Source organism: Amphibiibacter pelophylacis, assembly GCF_037688875.1.
Lineage (GTDB): Bacteria > Pseudomonadota > Gammaproteobacteria > Burkholderiales > Burkholderiaceae_C > Amphibiibacter > Amphibiibacter pelophylacis.
Window position 1 is genome coordinate 211147 of the sequence record NZ_JAWDIE010000003.1, and the last position, 16615, is coordinate 227761.

The window sequence follows — 16615 nt, forward strand, 5'->3', positions numbered from 1 at the left end:
CCTTCCAGCGCGCCTATTTGCTACACATTCTATCCATCACAAACCACGCCACTCACCCGCTTTTCCTGCTAAATCGGGCCAGCAAAACAAAAACGCCCTCCATCACTGGAAGGCGCTTCGCAAGCTGTCCGCAAAACTGAGCAGCCACGTAGTCTGAGCATCGATTCAAACTGTCTTTAACGGCAAACCCGCCACAGCACTTACTCCTCCAACCCCATCCCCCACCTTTGCCATTGCGACACGTCGCGGCGCTCTCGTTTGGTGGGGCGGCCCTGGCCGGGGTCGCGGTGAGGGTCGGGGGCGAGGCGGCGCTGGTCCAGCCAGAGGCTGCGGCGCTCCAGGCTGGAGGGCAGTTCGCGGTAGAGCCGCTGGGCCACGGGGGCTGGGCCGCGCTGGGCGCTGAGGGCCAGGACCTCGACTTCGCGCAGGGGCTGGCCGGGCAGGTGCAGGCCCAGCACGTCGCCGACTTTGACGCTGTAGGACGCCTTGATGCGCTGGCCGTTGGCCTCGATGCGCTGCAGGTCCAGCTCGTCGCTGGCCAGCGCCCGGGTCTTGAAAAAGCGCGCGGCCCACAGCCATTTGTCGATGCGCACGCGCACCTCTGCGGCCGGGGCGGACGGCGCGGCGGAAGAGGTTTTGACCTTGCTCATGGCCGCCTCCTGCCTCAGCGTCCGGCGGTGTTGCTCGCGGCCAGGGCGGCGGCGACGGCCGCGTGGCGCTCGCGCTGCACGGCGGATTCGCCCGCCACCGGGCCAGCACCGGGCGTGCCCGAACCGGGCCAGCCCGCGATCTGCTGCTGGGCCAGCGCGGTGAGGGCATCCAGCCATTCGGGGCTGTCGTTCAGGCAGGGGATGTAGGCGAAATGCGTGCCGCCCGCTGCCAGAAAGGCCTCGCGCGCTTCCATATTGATTTCTTCCAGCGTTTCGATGCAGTCGGCGACAAAGCCGGGGCAGATGACATCGACCGAGCGCACGCCCTGCCCGGCCAGTTTCACCAGCGTGGGCTCGGTGTAGGGCTGCAGCCATTTGGCGCGGCCGAAGCGGCTCTGGAAGGTGACCACCGCTGTGCCGGGCGCCAGTTCCAGCGCCTGCTCCAGCAGGCGGGCGGTCTTGTAGCACTGGCAGTGGTAGGGATCGCCCTTGTCCAGGCTGAAGGCCGGCATGCCGTGAAAGCTCATCACCAGGCGCTCGCCGCGCGCGCCCTGCGTGGCCCAGTGCGCCCGCACGCGGGCGGCCAGGGCGGCGATATAGCCCGCATCACCGGCGTAATCGCGCAGCCAGCGCAGGTGGGGCTGATGGCGCTGGCGCGACAGCCAGGCCGCAGCCACGTCCACCGCCGTGGCCGTTGTGGCGGCGCAGTACTGCGGGTAGAGCGGCAGCAGCGCGATGTGGCTGTGCCCGCTGGCCTTGAGGCCGTCCAGCACCGTCGCCAGGTTGGGTTTGCCGTAGCGCATCGCCCAGGTCACCGTCACGTCCTGCCCTTGCGCGGTCAGGCGCTCGCCCAGAGCGTCGGCCTGGCGCTTCGTCCAGACGGCCAGCGGCGAGCCCTCTTCCATCCAGATGCTGGCGTATTTGGCCGCCGATTTGCGCGGACGCACACGCAGGATGATGCCGTGCAGCACGGGCCACCAGATCAGGCGGGGAATTTCGATGACGCGCGGGTCAGACAGGAACTCGGCCAGGTAGCGCCGCACGGAAGGCGTGTCGGGCGCATCGGGCGTACCCAGGTTGATCAGGACCAAGGCAGTGCGCGGGGGCTGGCCGTGGCGGTAGGCGGGTTCGGGAGCAAAACGCATGAGCATTGACGCAGGGCGGAGGGTTTAACTGGCGCCATCGTACAGCGGAGCGAATTGGGTCTCGGCCAAAGAGACGACTTCAAACAGCACGCAGGCCGCCGGATCGTGGGCGGGATGCGAGCCCAGGCCCAGCACGCCGCTGCCATACAGGCGACAGGTGCCCCGGCGCAGGTAGACGACCTCGCCCGCGTCGCCCAGTCGCACCCAGGTGCCGTTGAAGCTGCAGTCAAAGAGCTGGAAATCGCCGCCGTGCCAGTCCACGCGGGCGTGCACGCGGGACGCGCGCGCGTAATCCAGCCGCGCCTGCGCCTGCGGGCTGCGCCCCAAGATGATGGGCAGATCGTCGCTGGCAAAAACGCGCTCTTGCCCGGCCACCACCAGGCGCAACACCTCGGAGTGCTGGCCCACGGTGCCCAGGCTCGTGCCGTACTGCGTCAGCAGCGCATCGGCGCTGCGCCGCCCCAGCACGTAGACCTGAACCGGGTCGGCGCGACCGCGCAGGTGCAGCCACTCCAGCGGGCGAAAACGCCGCTGCAGCGCCTGCGGCAGCGCCACCAGCGTGTCGTGGTTGATCAGGGTTTCGTCGTCGCCCGCGTGGTCCAGCAGGCGTGCACCCACATTTACGGCGTCGCCGTAACAGTCGCCACCGACCTCGACCACCTCGCCGGTCACCAGGGTGATCTGCAGGTTGAGTCGCACCGCCTGCAGCGCGTCGCCCAGCGCGTGGATCTGGCGGTACAGGTCGCCCAGCGCCTGGTGCATGCGCAGCGCGGCGTCGGCGCCCTGCACGGCGGTGGCAAACACCGCCAGCAGGCCATCGCCCAGAGTCTTGATGACGGTGCCGCCTTCGGCCTCGACGCGCGGCACCAGCACCGACATGGCGCGCATCACCACCTCGGTGGCTGCTGAATTGCCCAGCGTGCGAAACAGCGACGTGCTGCCGCGCAGGTCGGCAAACAGCACGGTGCGGCGGGCGATCACTGGCGCTGCTGTCATGGCGGTCCCGCTGCGCCCGGCCGCGATCTCAGCTGCCGCCGGCCACGAAGGTGCGCAGCTTGTCGCTGCGCGACGGGTGCTTGATCTTGCGCAGGGCCTTGGCCTCGATCTGGCGGATGCGTTCGCGCGTCACGTCGAACTGCTTGCCGACCTCTTCCAGCGTGTGGTCGGACTGCATCTCGATGCCGAAGCGCATGCGCAGCACCTTGGCTTCGCGCGCGGTCAGCGTGTCCAGGATTTCCTTGACCACCTCGCGCAGGCTGGCCTGCATGGCCGCGTCGATGGGCGCGGTGTTGTTGCTGTCCTCGATGAAGTCGCCCAGGTGCGAATCGTCGTCGTCGCCCACCGGGGTTTCCATGGAGATGGGCTCCTTGGCGATCTTCATGATCTTGCGGATCTTGTCCTCGGGGATCTCCATTTTCTCGGCCAGCGTCGGGGCGTCGGGCTCGAAGCCGAACTCCTGCAGGTGCTGGCGGGAGATGCGGTTCATCTTGTTGATCGTCTCGATCATGTGCACCGGGATGCGGATGGTGCGCGCCTGATCGGCGATGGAGCGCGTGATCGCCTGGCGAATCCACCACGTGGCGTAGGTCGAGAATTTGTAGCCGCGGCGGTATTCGAACTTGTCCACCGCCTTCATCAGGCCGATGTTGCCTTCCTGGATCAGGTCCAGGAACTGCAGGCCGCGATTGGTGTACTTTTTGGCGATGGAGATGACCAGGCGCAGGTTGGCCTCGATCATTTCCTTCTTGGCGTCGCGGCTGGACTTCTCGCCCTTGTTCATGCGCTTGTTGATGTCCTTGAGCTCTTCCAGCGGCACCACGGCGGCGGTCTGGATGTCCAGCAGACGCTGCTGGCATTCCTGGACGGCCGGCAAGTTGCGGCTGAGCACGGCGCTGTAGGCTTTTTTCTCGGCCACCAGGCGCTCGGCCCAGGTCAGGTCCATGCTGTGCGGCGGGAAGGTCTTGATGAATTCGGCCTGGCTCATGCCGCAGCGGTCCACCACGATGCGGCGAATCTCGCGCTCCATGCGGCGCACTTCCTCGACCTGGTTGCGCAACAGCTCGCACAGGCGCTCGATGGTTTTCACCGTGAAGCGGATGGTCATCAGGTCGCCGGAAATGGCGGCCTGCGCCTGGCGGTAAGCGGGGGCGTTGTAGCCGCCCTTTTTATAGGCAGCCATCATGGCGGTGTAGTGCTGGCGCAGTTCCTCGAACTTGCCCAGCGCCTGCTGGCGCAGCTCTTCGAGCTTGCGGCTCAGCGCCTTGCTGCCGCCGTTGCCATCGTCGTCGTCCTCTTCGTCGTACTCGTCGAAATCTTCCTCGGCGACGTAGTCGTCGGCCTCGTCGGCCTGGACAAAGCCGTCGACCACGTCAGAAATCTGCACCTGGCCAGCAGCGATCTGCTCGGCAATGTGCAGGATCTCGGCGATGGTCGCGGGCGACGCCGAAATGGCGTACATCATGTCTTGCAGGCCACCTTCGATGCGCTTGGCGATCTCAATTTCGCCCTCGCGGGTCAGCAGTTCGACGGTGCCCATTTCACGCATGTACATGCGCACCGGGTCGGTCGTGCGACCGAACTCGGATTCCACGGTGGACAGCGCGGCCTCGGCGGCTTCTTCGGCCTCTTCCTCGGTCGCGGTGTTGTCGGCGCCGCCGGAGATCAGCAGCGTGGCGTCGTCGGGGGCCTGCTCGTAGACTGACACGCCCATGTCGCCCAGCATGGAGACAATCGCCTCCAGAATTTCGGTATCGACCAGCTTTTCGGGCAGGTGATCGTTGATCTGCTGGTGGGTCAGGAAGCCGCGCGTCTTGCCCATCTTGATGAGCGTTTTGAGCTCATTGCGGCGCTTGGAGACTTCTTCTTCGGTCAACGTGGCCTCATCCAGGCCGAACTCGCGCATCAGCGCGCGCTCTTTGGCGCGGCTGACCTTCATGCGCAGCGGCTTAGCCTTGGGCTTGTCGGCGGCCACTTCAGCGGCTTCGGGCACGTCGGCGACCACTTCAGTGTCGGAGTCGGCGCTGGCGTCATCGTCCAGATCACTGACGTCGTCCGCGCTGATGTCGTCCAGATCGCCGGTGAGATCGTCGTCCAGATCGTCGTCAGCCGCCGCGACACGCGCTGGGCCGGTTTTGGCGGCGGGGGCCTTGGTGGCTGATTTGCTGCTGGTTTTGGCCGCGGCTTTGCCTGCAGTTTTGGCCGGTGCTTTGGCGGCTTTGGCTTTGGCCGGGGTTTTCCCGACGGCCTCAGTCACATCGGCCGTCTGGGCAGTGGCTTTGGCTGTCGCGGTTTTGGCGGCGGCTTTTTTCGGGGCCACGGCGACTTCGGGCGACGGCGCGACGGCGCTCACCACGGCCTTGGCCTTGCTCACTTTGGCGCCCTTCACGGATGGTGCCAGGGCTTTTTCGGCCTCGGCGTTCACCGGCTTGGCCACTTTGGCGGTTTTAGCGGACGTCGTGTCCTTCACAGCAGTCTCGACCGCCTCGGGTGCGGCCGCAGCGGCGGCGGTTTTGGTGGGCTTTTTGGCTGCAGGGCGCGGAGCAGTGGTCATATCAGCGTGTCTTTCAAACAGGCGGCAGAGGCAGACCCGGTGGCGGCGAAGTGCCAGAAACCGGGCCGGAGCGGCTGGCCAGACAGAGGCAGGCCGACGATACGGCCCACAACAGAAAAGGCACCCCGGTGGAAAGGTGCCCTGTACCGCAATGATGCTGACTGCAAGTGGTGTAAACCGTGGCCGTGCGAGAGAGTGTGACGTGCCGAACTGAGCGCATAAATTGCGAAATGGATTATACCAGATGCGGCTGCGTGAATTGGACTCTGAAGAATGATCAGATGAGGTTTCAGTCGGCGCTGACCTGGGGCCTCAGACCGGCCTGATGCACAACCGCATTCCACTTTTCAGCCTCGGCAATCAGAAGATCATGCAGGACTCCCGGCGTCGAGGTCTGCACGCGCGCACCGTCGGCCTGCATGCGCGCTGCGGTTTCAGGATCGCCCAAAACGCGGTTCAACGCCTCGTTAAGCTGGCGCACTACGGCGGGTGGCGTCTTGGACGGGGCGAACAGCGCATACCACTGCGTCATTTCAACGCCCTGCACGCCCGCCTCGCTCAAAGTGGGCAGGTCCGGCCAGGCCGTCAGACGTTCGGGACCCGCCACGGCCAGAGCTTTCAGCTTGCCGCTGCGCAAATAGGGCTGGGCGGTGAACAGGCTGGGAAACATCAGCTGGACGTTCCCGCTGGCCACTTCGGCGATGGCGGGTCCAGCCCCCGAAAATTCCGCTTTCTGCAGCCGGGTAGCAGTCTGAAGCTGAAAAAGCTCGGCTGCAAAATGGGGCACCGTCCCCTCGCCCGCCGAGGCGTAGCTCAGGCGGGTGCGGGAATCACGCAGCATCTGGACCAGCTCCACCACGCTATTAACTGCAAGATCGGCCGGAACAACCAGCAGCGTCGGCGAATGACCGATCAGGCCTATGGGCGCGAAATCCGCCACCGGGTCGTAGCGCAGGCGCTGCAGGGCAGGATGGATGGCGTGGGTTGCAATGTAGCCAAAGAGCAGCGTGTGACCATCAGCCGGGGCTGACGCGACGTATTCGCTGGCAATGCTGCCATTGGCCCCTGCCCGGTTGTCCACCAGTACAGACTGCCCAAGTACCGGCCCTAAGCTACGGGTGAGGTGACGCGCGATGGTGTCATTGCCGCCCCCAGCACTGGTGGGAACGATGATGTGTACTTCCCGCTGCGGAAATGAGCGCAGGCCTTGTCCACCGGTCTTCTCGGGCTGACTGGGCGCTGTCGGCGGGAAAACATAACCCGGCAGATGCAACACGCCTTGCATGATCTTGCGCACCGTACGCACCAGGGCTGCGCTGGTCACGGTTGCCGCATCGCCCTGCCCGTCCACGGTGACTTCGACATCGATCTGGCCGGCCGGATGCAGGACCACCAGACCATGAGCCCCCGGAGCCAATTCAGGCCCGCTGGCTACTGTACCAGGAAGGGCAAATGCCGTGGCAACGCCGATGGCACCCGTCACGGCATGTGAGGCATGGCAGCGATGCGGCGTGAAATAGCGCGACGTGATGCTGTTGGGGGTATTGCCCGGGCTGACCAGCACCGGCTTGGGGATAACACTGTCGCTGACATCGCCCAGACCCATGCGATGGCCCGCTTCCAGACGCAAGGCTTCCAGCCGCTTCAGGAGAGATGTGTTGGCATCCAGCTCGGCAGGACGCTCGCGCCCGCTCAGACCCAGATCGCTGGCACGCAGCATCATCAGCGGCATGGCTGAATCGATGCAGGTGACATCTATACCATCGATCCGGTCAATGCGTTGTCCGGTCGGAAACAGTGACCCTGTCACCGCACCAGCGGCATCCAGAAAATTCAGCAGCACGGGCGCCGCAGTCCCGGCTACGCCGTCGATGCGCGCGTCACCCTCGTAGGTGACCTGTCCGCCCGGGGTAGACACCTTGACTTCCACCAGCGAGCTGGTGTTGACGTTGAACACGCGGACTGTCGTGGTATCGCCCTGCGCTTCGATCAGCCCTTGGTCAATGGCAAAGGGTGCCACCCCAGACAGCATGTTGCCGCAGTTGGGCCGGGTATCGACCGACTGGTGCCCCACGCCAACCTGAGCGAAAAGATAATCCACGTCCGCATCGGAACGGGTCGATCGCGACACGATCGCCACCTTGCTGTTGAGCGTGCTACCACCGCCCAAACCGTCGAGCTGCAGCGGGTCGCTGGCACCGATGGCACCGATCAGGGCCTGATCGCGGGCTTCATCGCCCGCAGGCAGCCAGTCGCGCAGGAAAAAAGGGCCACGGGACGTGCCCGCGCGCATCAGCACGCAGGGAATGGACAGGGACATGGGTGTCTCCGGTTCGGGAAAGGGGAAGACTTAATGCGTGCCATGCGTCATGCGGCGTGCGGCCAGCACGCGATCCACCATCACACCGGCCTGCCCCAGGTGATTGATGGGGTCAAACAGGGCCTCGATCTGGGCGCGGCTGACATGGCGGCTGATTTCCGGATGCGCTTCCAGGATATCGATCAGCGGGCGGTTTTCCTCTAGCGCCTGGCGGCACAGGTCGTAAACCAGATCGTGCGCGTACTCTCTCCCAAGGAAAGGCCCCAAACCCATCATTACGGCTTCAGACATGACCAGTCCGTGGGTGACATCCATGTTGGCCCGCATGCGCCTGGCATCCACCTCCAGCCCTTGCAGCACAAACTTGGTCTGCTTCAGGGCCCCTGACATCAGGCAGAAAATCTCTGGCAGCACCACCCACTCGATTTCCCACGGACCGGTCGAGCGCTCGTGATCGGCCACCATGGCATCCATCAGCGCTGCGGCGTGCTGGCGGACGACAGACACGTTGGCGTGGATGTAAAGACAGGAGATCGGATTGCGCTTTTGCGGCATGGTGCTCGACGAGCCACGTCCCGGCGCAAAGGGCTCAAACACTTCGGCCACTTCGGTCTGCATCATGAGCTTGATGTCCATGGCGATCTTGCCCAGTGAGCCTCCCACCAGTCCCAGAAAAGCACCCACCTCGGCAATCGTGTCGCGCACGGTGTGCCAGGAGATCAGCGGCTGGGCCAGCCCGAGCTCTTTCATCAGGGCCGCCTGAGTTTCCATGGCCCCATTTTTCAGCGATGACAATGTGCCCGAAGCCCCGCCGAACTCACCCGTCAGAACGCGGGGAAGCATCTGAGTCAGCCGCTCGCGGTGGCGCTCGATGCCCGCCAGAATGCTGGCCATCTTATAGCCAAAGGTGATCGGCGTGGCCTGCTGCAAGTTAGAGCGGCCGATGATGGGCGTGTCACGGTGGCGCTGCGCCAGATCAGCCAGCGCGGCCGAAATATCGGCCAGATCCTGCCCGACCAGTGCCAGACCTTCGCGCATCTGCAGCACAGTGGCCGTGTCGGTAATGTCCTGGGTGGTAGCGCCCCAGTGGCAGTACTCGCCCAGACGGTCGCGGCAGTTGGCGTTGATCTGGTTGACCACGGCAATGATGGGGTAGCCGATCTGCTCGGTCTTGGCCTTGAGCCTGTCCCAGTCGATCATGGACAGCTCGCAGTTTTTGACAATTTCGTCAGCAGCCTCCTTCGGGATTAGACCCAGGCCCCCCTGGACTTTGGCCAACGCCCGTTCAATGTCCAGGTATTTGGCGGTCCGGTTTTCATCGGACCAGACTCGACGCATGCGTTCGTCGCTGAACATGTCGCCAAAAATTTTCGAATCGATCAGTGTGGCTGCCATGGAGTACCTCTTTTGAAAATATTCATTGGGTCTGGCCGCTGGAGGCCAGAATACGTTGTGCCCTGAGAAGAACCGGCCTGTCGACCATATGACCATCCACCTGAAGAGCGCCTGCATCGGCCTGCCCCTGCCAGGCGCTGACCACGCGCCGGGCCCAGGCCAGCTGGTCCGCGTCAGGCACAAGTGCCTTGTGAACGGCCGCGACCTGCATGGGGTGGATGCACAGCTTGGCCCCAAACCCCAAACTGCGGGCGTGAGCCCAGTCGGACTGAACCTGCTCGTCATGGAGCGCTGCGGTCACCCCGGCCACCGGGGACGCAAGCCCCCCTGCGCGCGAGACCAGCACCAGCGAAAACGCCGCCATGTCCACGGCGCTGCCCGGACCGGGCAGGTCCAGATCCAGCATGAAATCCAGAGAACCGAAAACCAGCCGGGACACCGCGCCAGACGCGGCCAGCTCTGGTGCAGCAAGTACGCCCTTGGCCGTTTCGACCAGAGCCAGCACTTCCGCCCCGGGGGCGAGACACGCTTTCACCGCCTGCACCTGCCCGACGGACTCGCATTTGGACAGCATCACCGCGCACAGCCCTCGGCCTTTGAGCCAGTCCAAATCCTGCGAGTGGCATTCGCTGTGGGCGTCATTGATGCGCACGACCAGCCGCGAAACCTCGGCCGGATCAAGCGTAATCAGCCAGTCGGCCACCTGCTGGCGGGCACCGGCTTTGTCTGTGGCAGCGACCGCATCCTCCAGATCAAGCACCACACGATCGGCCCCGGCCGACAGGGCCTTGGCAAATCGCCCGGGCCGGTTACCGGGAACAAACAGATAGGTGCGCGGGATCAAATGGCCTCCTCGGCCCGCAAGCCTGCAATCTGTGCTGCGCTATAACCTAGGCTGTGCAGGATGGCTTCGGTGTGCTGGCCGAGAGCAGGCACAGCGTCCATGCGCGGCGGACCTTTCGTCCAGGAACCCGGCGGCAGCAGGGCCGGAACCGTGCCGACGGATGTTTCGACGCTGGACCAGCGCTGGCGCGCCTGCAGCTGGGGATGCTCCCAGACGGCCTGCATGTCGTTGACCTGCGCGTTAGCGATCTGCGCCTGCTCCAGCCGCTCCAGCACCTGCGCGGCGGTCAGCTCTGAAAACGCGTCAACTATCAGCCCGTAAAGCGCCTGGCGCTGGGCCACACGCCGGGGATTGCTGGAAAACCGCTCGTCGGCGGCCAGCTCGGGGCGCTGAAGCACCTGCTCGCAGAAGGATTTCCACTCTCTCTCGTTTTGCAGGCCCAGCATCACAGTCCGGCCATCCCCAGCCGGAAACGGGCCGTAGGGATAAATCGTCGCGTGGCTGGCTCCAGTGCGGGGCGGCGGTGCTGCACCGTCGATGGCGTAGTAAAGCGGGTAGCCCATCCACTCGACCAGGGATTCGAGCATGGACACGTCGATGCGCTGGCCTTCGCCGGTCTGCTGCCGGTGCATCAGCGCCACCAGGATGTTGGTGTAGGCGTACATGCCCGCTGAAATGTCAGCAATCGAGGGCCCCGCCTTGGAGGGGGTTTCCTCAGTTCCGGTGACAGAAACAAACCCGGCCTCACTCTGGATCAGCAGGTCGTAGGCCTTCTTGTCGCGGTAAGGGCCATCGCTGCCGTAGCCCGAGATATCACAGACGATGATGCCTGGCTTGATCGCGCTCAGGGCCTCGTACGACAGACCCAGCCGCGACGCCGCCCCAGGCGCCAGGTTCTGCACAACCACATCGGCCTCCTCCAGGATGATGCGTTTGAGAATGGCCTGGGCTTCCGGGTGTTTGACATCCAGGGTCAGGCTTTCCTTGCTGCGGTTGGTCCACACAAAATGCGAAGCGATGCCGCGTACCCGTGTGTCGTAGCCCCGGGCAAAGTCGCCCACACCCGGGCGTTCGATTTTGATGACGCGCGCGCCCAGATCCGCCAGCTGGCGGGTGGCAAAGGGCGCCGCAATGGCGTGCTCCAGCGTGACGACTGTGATGCCTTTCAAAGGTTGCATGCTGTTCTCCTTAGCGGATGACCGCTGTGGCCTCCATGGTCAGCCAGCCCTCGTGATCCTGGGCCCAGAGCCGGAAGGTCCGACCATCCGGCTGCGGCTCACAGCACACATTAAAAGGGTGGATATCGAACAGTGGACGCACGGCCCGGAACTCGTAACTGGCCACCACGGCATCTGGTCGATGATCACGCAGCAAATCCAGCAGCAGCGTGGCCACCATAGGGCCATGGACAACCAGGCCCGGATACCCCTCCACACTGGTCACATATTTGCGGTCGAAATGAATGCGATGCCCGTTGAAGGTGAGCGCCGAATAGCGGAACAGCAGCACATCGTCGGGCACCCAGTGCTTTTGCCATATGGCAGTGCCCGGAGCAGCCTTCGGTGGAGATGCCACGTCGTCAGGGCGGGCGGCCTCACGGTACACGATGTCGTGGAACTCGGTCAGCGCTATGTCCGTCTCGCCATTCCGGCAGATTTCATGGCGTACCTTCACGAACACCAGCGTGCCAGTCCGGCCCTGCTTTTCAGTGACCGAATCAATGGTCGAGGTGCGGGTCATAGCATCGCCAATACGCAGCGGCTGGTGGAAATGGAATTGGCTGCCCGCCCACATGCGTCGGGGCAGCGGCACCGGCGGCAGGAAACCCCCTCGTTTGGCATGCCCGTCGGGTCCGATTTCAGACTGTCGGTGCAAGGGGAGGAAATACAGCCAGTGCCACAACGCAGGCAAGGGAGTGCCTTCAGCAGGGCGTTCAGTGGACCGGTCAAAAGTGGCCGAGAGTGCGGCGTAGGGGGTGGCAGTGGCCATGTCGGAAACAGTTTCCGAACGGCCGACCCAATCCTGAAGGTAATTTGCTGTCATACGGTATGACGCCCTGTTTCCAGTGCGTTGCCTTCCTGAATAATTTCATTGTCAAAATCTGTGCGGTCCAACTCGGCCATAAGTATCTCCCGGTCACAGGCACCTTCCCAGATGGAGACCACGACGCTCACAACCACATTACTCATCGTACTGGTCAGGGCGCGAGCCTCTGACATAAAGCGGTCGATGCCCACAATAATTGCCACACCCGCCACTGGCAGATCCGGCATGACGGTCAGTGTGGCCACTAAGGCCACAAAACCGCTGCCTGTCACCCCAGCTGCTCCTTTTGAAGTCAGCAGCATCACGCCCAGCATGGAGATAATCTGCCACGTGCTTAAATGAATATCACAGGCCTGAGCAATAAACAGCGATGCCAAAGTCAGATAAATTGCCGTACCATCCAGATTGAACGAGTAACCCATGGGCAGAACGAGTCCGACCACTCCTTTTTTACAGCCCAATTTCTGCAGCTTTTCCAGAAGACGCGGCAGCACAGGCTCAGATGAAGAAGTCCCGAGAACCACCAGCAGTTCCTCGCGGACATAGCGCAGCAGCTTCCACAGGCTGAAACCGTGCATCCTGGCCAGAGTACCCAATACCACCATTACAAAAAATCCGCATGCCACATAAAACGTAACGATCAGCATACCCAGAGAACCGATGGAGCCCACACCATACTTGCCCACAGTGAAAGCCATGGCACCAAATGCCCCCAGCGGAGCCAACCGCATGATGAAACCAAATACCGAGAAAAGCACACTGGAAAATGACTCGATCGAGTTTTTTGCCATTTCACCAGCCTGACCCGCTCGCGTAATACCAAAGCCCACCAGAATGGCCAGCAGGAGGACCGGAAGAACCTCGCCTTCGGCAAATGCACCAAAGAAGGCACTTGGAATAATATGCAACAGAAAAGGTACAAATCCGAGCGAACCTTCAGTCTTGGTGTATTTGGTCACCACGGAAGGATCCAGGTGCGCCGGATCAATATGAAGACCCACGCCAGGACCAATCAAATCTACTGCACCCCATCCAACCAGCAAGGCTATCAAAGTCAGCACATAAAAAATACCCATCGATTTGAGCATGGTTTTCCCAACCTGTCGGGAATCTGACAGGCTGGAAATCCCACTGACTATCGTACAGAAAACAACCGGTGCGATCATCATTTTGACGAGCTTGACAAACGCATCCCCCAAAGGTTTTAGGGAGGCCCCGAACTCCGGCCAGAAATGGCCAACCGCGATACCGATCGCGACGGCCACCAGCACCTGAAAATACAGTGCCTTATAAATTGCCTGCTTTTTCATTTTCTCCCCCCGGCGTGGGTGGAAGAGCGCAGTATCGCAAGGCGTAGTGGTGGCATGGGTGTCTCCGGAATAATGGCAGTGTCGTCATGCGCCGTGGGCCTGCGCAGAACCTGCGGTTGATGAATGGGTCCATCATCGCGGCCCACGATACGGTTGTGAATTGCATTGTTCCGATGAATTGATCGACAATGCGCATCAATCCACTGACGAGAAGGAGCTGCAACCCCATGGCCAGAAACTTTGATCTTGACGATCTGCTCGCTTTCAGGGCAGTTGCAGAGCTGGGCAGCTTTCGCAAAGCCGCAGAATCGGTCCACATCTCCCAGCCAGCTTTCAGCCGCCGCATCGAAAAGCTTGAGCAAGCACTGGGCACACGGCTGCTGGATCGCACCACTCGCCAAGTCAGCCTGACGGCCATCGGGCGGGACTTCGACCGCCAGCTGCGCCAGATTCTGGATGCGCTGGACACCACGCTACTGGGCATTCGGGGCGTGGCTGCCACACGGATGGGCGAAGTCACGGTGGCCTGCGTGCCTTCAGCCGTCAATTACTTCCTGACCCGGGTGATCGCCATTTACCGCGAACGCTACCCGAAGGTTCGAGTGCGCATTCTCGACGACAGCGCGAACGAAGTCCTGCAGTCGGTCGCCGGAGGCGATGCCGATTTCGGACTGAATTTCATTGGTTCGCAGGACCGCGAAGTGGAGTTTGAAACACTGCTGGAAGAGCGTTTTGTTGCGGCATGCTGCCGCGACCATCCGATCGCAAAACTGGCTGAAGTCAGCTGGAAGGATTTGGCCCAGTACGACTACATCGCAGTAGGAAAAAGCTCAGGCAACCGGCTGCTGCTGGATCAGGCACTGGCAGGAGTAGCCGAGCAGCCAGCTAGCCTGTATGAAACCCAGCACGGCACAACCATGGTGGGCCTTGTGGAAGCCGGTCTGGGAATTGCCGCACTCCCGGCCATGGCCATGCCTGGAACTGACCATCCGCTGCTGGTCAGCGTTCCCCTCGTGGATCCGGTGGTCACCCGGAAAATGGGACTGATCAAGCGGCGGTCCATGCCGCTTTCGCCTGCAGCCCGGCAACTTTACGACCTTTGCGCGGAACTCAGCGGAAGCCGCCACACAGGGGTCTAGCTCCTCATCAAACCGCCCCACTGCTCTTGCGCGGCATCAGTGCCAGAAACTCGCGGCGCAGGTTGGCGTCGCGCAGGAAGGCGCCGCGCATCACGCTGTTGGTCATGGCGCTGTCGCTATCCTTGACGCCGCGCCAGTGCATGCAGAAGTGGTCGGCCTCCATCACCACGGCCAGGCCGTCGGGGCGCACGCGGCGCTCCAGGATGTCGGCCAGAAGCACGACCGCTTCTTCCTGGATCTGCGGTCGTGACATCACCCATTCGCACAGGCGGGCGTATTTGGACAGGCCGATCAGGTCGGACGTTTCGTTGGGCAGGATGCCGATCCACACCCGGCCGATGATGGGGCAGAAGTGGTGCGAGCAGGCGCTGCGCACCTGGATGGGGCCGACGATCATCAGCTCGTTCAGGCGAGACACGTTGGGGAAGGCCGTCACGGCAGGCGCCTGGCGATAGCGTCCGGCAAAGACCTCGTCCAGGTACATTTTGGCCACGCGGCGCGCGGTGTCCTGGGTGTTGTGATCGTTGTCGGTGTCGATCACCAGCGACTGCAGCACGGCGTGCATGCGCCCGGCGACCTCGTCGCGCAGGGCGTCGATCTCGCCGGGTTCAATGTAGTCGGCGATATTGTCGTTGGCGAAAAAGCGCTGACCGGCCTGCTGCAGGCGGTAGCGGATGCGGCCGGACACAGGGCCCGTCGAGGTGTTGGCGCTGGAGGCGCCCGGGGCGCTGGTCGTGTCGTTCATTGTGAGGACGTGCGGGGGCACGGAGAGTTGGTCTGACTGGATGTGGGCCAATATAACCAGGCTGCAATACACTTGCACGGTCATGACGCCACCCCCTACAGCCGCTGCGCCCCTGCACGAACTCCTGACCCACACCAGCCTGGCCCTGGCCGGGGTTGAGCGCGGACGATCGCTGTCGCGCGAACTGGCCCGCACCGGCGCCGAAAGCCCTGCCGCGCGCGCAGGCAGCCTGGCGCTGGCCAGCCACGCCCTGCGCCACTGGCCGCTGCTGCTGTCCCTGCGCCAGCACCTGCTGCGCCGCCCGCCCAGCCCCGATCTGGGCGCGCTGATCGCGGCTGCGCTGGCGCTGCTGCTGCCCGCAGGTGCGGTGGCCACCGGCAGCCAGCGCCCCAGCTACGACGCACACACCGTGGTCAACGAGGCCGTGCAGGCCGCGAAGGCGCTGGCGCGCAAGCCCGCGCTGGTGCAGCCCGGCGCCAGCCTGGTCAACGCCGTGCTGCGCCGCTTCCTGCGCGAACAGGACGCGCTGCTGGCTCAGGCGCTCGCCAAACCCGAAAGCCGTCACGGCCATCCCGCATGGTGGCTGAAACAGCTGCAGCGGGACTGGCCGCAGCAGTGGGAAGACATGGCGCGCGAAGGGCTGGCCCACCCGCCCTTCACCCTGCGCGCCCATGCCGCGCGGCTGACCCCGCCGCAGGCGCTGCAAAAGCTTGAGCAGGCCGACCTGCCCGCCCGCCTGAACCGGGATTTGGCCCTGACGCTGGCCAGCGCCGTGCCCGTGCAGCGGCTGCCGAGCTTCGATCAAGGCGATCTGTCGGTGCAGGATCTGGCCGCGCAGTGGGGCGCCTGGCTGACGGTGTGCGCCAGCCCCCCGCTGAATGGCGTGGGTGCTGTCAGCGATCTGCCACCCGGCGCCCGCATCCTGGACGCCTGCGCCGCGCCGGGGGGCAAGACCCTGCACCTGATGGAGCTGGGCGAACACCTCACCCCCGCCGGATCGCCGCCCTGGCAGATCACCGCACTGGACCGCGATCCGCAGCGCCTGGCGCGCATCGAGGACAACCTGGCGCGAAGCACGGCCGGTGCGGCGCCCGCTGCAGCCCGCCCCGAACTGATCCTGCGCTGCGCCGATGCCGCCGACACCGCCGCCTGGTGGGACGGCCAGCCCTTCGACGCCATCCTGCTGGACGCCCCCTGCAGCGGCTCGGGCGTGGTGCGCCGCCACCCCGACATCCTGGCCCTGCGGCACAGCAGCGACATCGCCACGCTGCACGATCAGCAGCAGCGTCTTTTGCACGCGCTGTGGCCACTTCTGAAGCCAGGCGGGCGTTTGATTTACGCCACGTGTTCGGTTTTCCGGGATGAAGGTGAGCACAGCATCCGGCATTTTGCGCAAGAATGGGTCCGCCACCAGCCGTCCAGCGCGCCCATCACCGATCTGGACGGTCACCCCTGGCTGGGCCACCACGTG

General features: G+C 63.8%; 13 protein-coding genes. 2 read left to right on the forward strand and 11 right to left on the reverse strand.

From position 1 onward, the window contains the following. Nucleotides 1-200: 200 nt before the first annotated feature. The 10 genes from RV045_RS03165 to dctA form a co-directional block, all read right to left on the reverse strand. On the reverse strand, nt 201-650 hold the full coding sequence (locus RV045_RS03165; protein WP_423234309.1) for an RNA-binding S4 domain-containing protein: 450 nt from the start codon (nt 648-650) through the stop codon (nt 201-203). Between the two features lie 14 nt (nt 651-664). Beyond that, nucleotides 665-1795: a ferrochelatase gene (gene hemH, locus RV045_RS03170; RefSeq protein WP_423234310.1), complete on the reverse strand. Its 1131-nt coding sequence runs from the start codon at nt 1793-1795 to the stop codon at nt 665-667. Nucleotides 1796-1819: 24 nt separating this feature from the next. Then, entirely contained in the window at nt 1820-2791 is a 972-nt protein-coding gene (locus RV045_RS03175; protein ID WP_423234311.1) for an FHA domain-containing protein, read from the reverse strand. 28 nt (nt 2792-2819) lie between these two features. After that, entirely contained in the window at nt 2820-5345 is a 2526-nt protein-coding gene (rpoD, locus tag RV045_RS03180; protein ID WP_423234312.1) for an RNA polymerase sigma factor RpoD, read from the reverse strand. Between the two features lie 289 nt (nt 5346-5634). Further along, nucleotides 5635-7665: a 4-oxalomesaconate tautomerase gene (locus RV045_RS03185; RefSeq protein WP_423234313.1), complete on the reverse strand. Its 2031-nt coding sequence runs from the start codon at nt 7663-7665 to the stop codon at nt 5635-5637. 30 nt (nt 7666-7695) lie between these two features. Beyond that, nucleotides 7696-9060: a class-II fumarase/aspartase family protein gene (locus RV045_RS03190; RefSeq protein WP_423234314.1), complete on the reverse strand. Its 1365-nt coding sequence runs from the start codon at nt 9058-9060 to the stop codon at nt 7696-7698. Nucleotides 9061-9082: 22 nt separating this feature from the next. Then, on the reverse strand, nt 9083-9904 hold the full coding sequence (locus tag RV045_RS03195; RefSeq protein ID WP_423234315.1) for an HpcH/HpaI aldolase/citrate lyase family protein: 822 nt from the start codon (nt 9902-9904) through the stop codon (nt 9083-9085). After that, complete coding sequence (locus tag RV045_RS03200) at nt 9901-11082, reverse strand: CaiB/BaiF CoA transferase family protein (protein WP_423234316.1); 1182 nt, start codon at nt 11080-11082, stop codon at nt 9901-9903. Before RV045_RS03200 ends, RV045_RS03195 begins: the two co-directional genes overlap by 4 nt. A 10-nt stretch (nt 11083-11092) precedes the next feature. Then, a complete protein-coding gene (locus RV045_RS03205; protein WP_423234317.1) occupies nt 11093-11893 on the reverse strand; it encodes an HTD2 family dehydratase in 801 nt (266 codons plus the stop codon). Between the two features lie 50 nt (nt 11894-11943). Next, nucleotides 11944-13260 carry a C4-dicarboxylate transporter DctA gene (gene dctA / locus RV045_RS03210; RefSeq protein WP_423234318.1) on the reverse strand — a complete coding sequence of 439 codons (1317 nt, stop codon included), beginning with the start codon at nt 13258-13260 and terminating at the stop codon, nt 11944-11946. Between the two features lie 227 nt (nt 13261-13487). Here dctA and RV045_RS03215 point away from each other — a divergent pair, with 227 nt between their 5' ends. Further along, a complete protein-coding gene (locus tag RV045_RS03215; protein WP_423234319.1) occupies nt 13488-14399 on the forward strand; it encodes a LysR family transcriptional regulator in 912 nt (303 codons plus the stop codon). A gap of 7 nt (nt 14400-14406) precedes the next feature. Here RV045_RS03215 and folE read toward each other — a convergent pair whose 3' ends face one another. Continuing rightward, nucleotides 14407-15144, reverse strand: a complete 738-nt coding sequence (gene folE, locus RV045_RS03220; protein ID WP_423234320.1) for a GTP cyclohydrolase I — start codon at nt 15142-15144, stop codon at nt 14407-14409. A gap of 82 nt (nt 15145-15226) precedes the next feature. Here folE and rsmB point away from each other — a divergent pair. Beyond that, a partial coding sequence (rsmB, locus tag RV045_RS03225) for a 16S rRNA (cytosine(967)-C(5))-methyltransferase RsmB (protein WP_423234321.1) occupies nt 15227-16615 on the forward strand: 1389 nt, incomplete at its 3' end.

Bases quoted from the DNA above. Each gene is read 5' to 3' on its own strand.
- RV045_RS03165 (WP_423234309.1), bottom strand. From the start codon at position 650: ATGAGCAAGGTCAAAACCTCTTCCGCCGCGCCGTCCGCCCCGGCCGCA.
- hemH (WP_423234310.1), bottom strand. From the start codon at position 1,795: ATGCGTTTTGCTCCCGAACCCGCCTACCGCCACGGCCAGCCCCCGCGC.
- RV045_RS03175 (WP_423234311.1), bottom strand. From the start codon at position 2,791: ATGACAGCAGCGCCAGTGATCGCCCGCCGCACCGTGCTGTTTGCCGAC.
- rpoD (WP_423234312.1), bottom strand. From the start codon at position 5,345: ATGACCACTGCTCCGCGCCCTGCAGCCAAAAAGCCCACCAAAACCGCC.
- RV045_RS03185 (WP_423234313.1), bottom strand. From the start codon at position 7,665: ATGTCCCTGTCCATTCCCTGCGTGCTGATGCGCGCGGGCACGTCCCGT.
- RV045_RS03190 (WP_423234314.1), bottom strand. From the start codon at position 9,060: ATGGCAGCCACACTGATCGATTCGAAAATTTTTGGCGACATGTTCAGC.
- RV045_RS03200 (WP_423234316.1), bottom strand. From the start codon at position 11,082: ATGCAACCTTTGAAAGGCATCACAGTCGTCACGCTGGAGCACGCCATT.
- RV045_RS03205 (WP_423234317.1), bottom strand. From the start codon at position 11,893: ATGGCCACTGCCACCCCCTACGCCGCACTCTCGGCCACTTTTGACCGG.
- dctA (WP_423234318.1), bottom strand. From the start codon at position 13,260: ATGAAAAAGCAGGCAATTTATAAGGCACTGTATTTTCAGGTGCTGGTG.
- RV045_RS03215 (WP_423234319.1), top strand. From the start codon at position 13,488: ATGGCCAGAAACTTTGATCTTGACGATCTGCTCGCTTTCAGGGCAGTT.
- folE (WP_423234320.1), bottom strand. From the start codon at position 15,144: ATGAACGACACGACCAGCGCCCCGGGCGCCTCCAGCGCCAACACCTCG.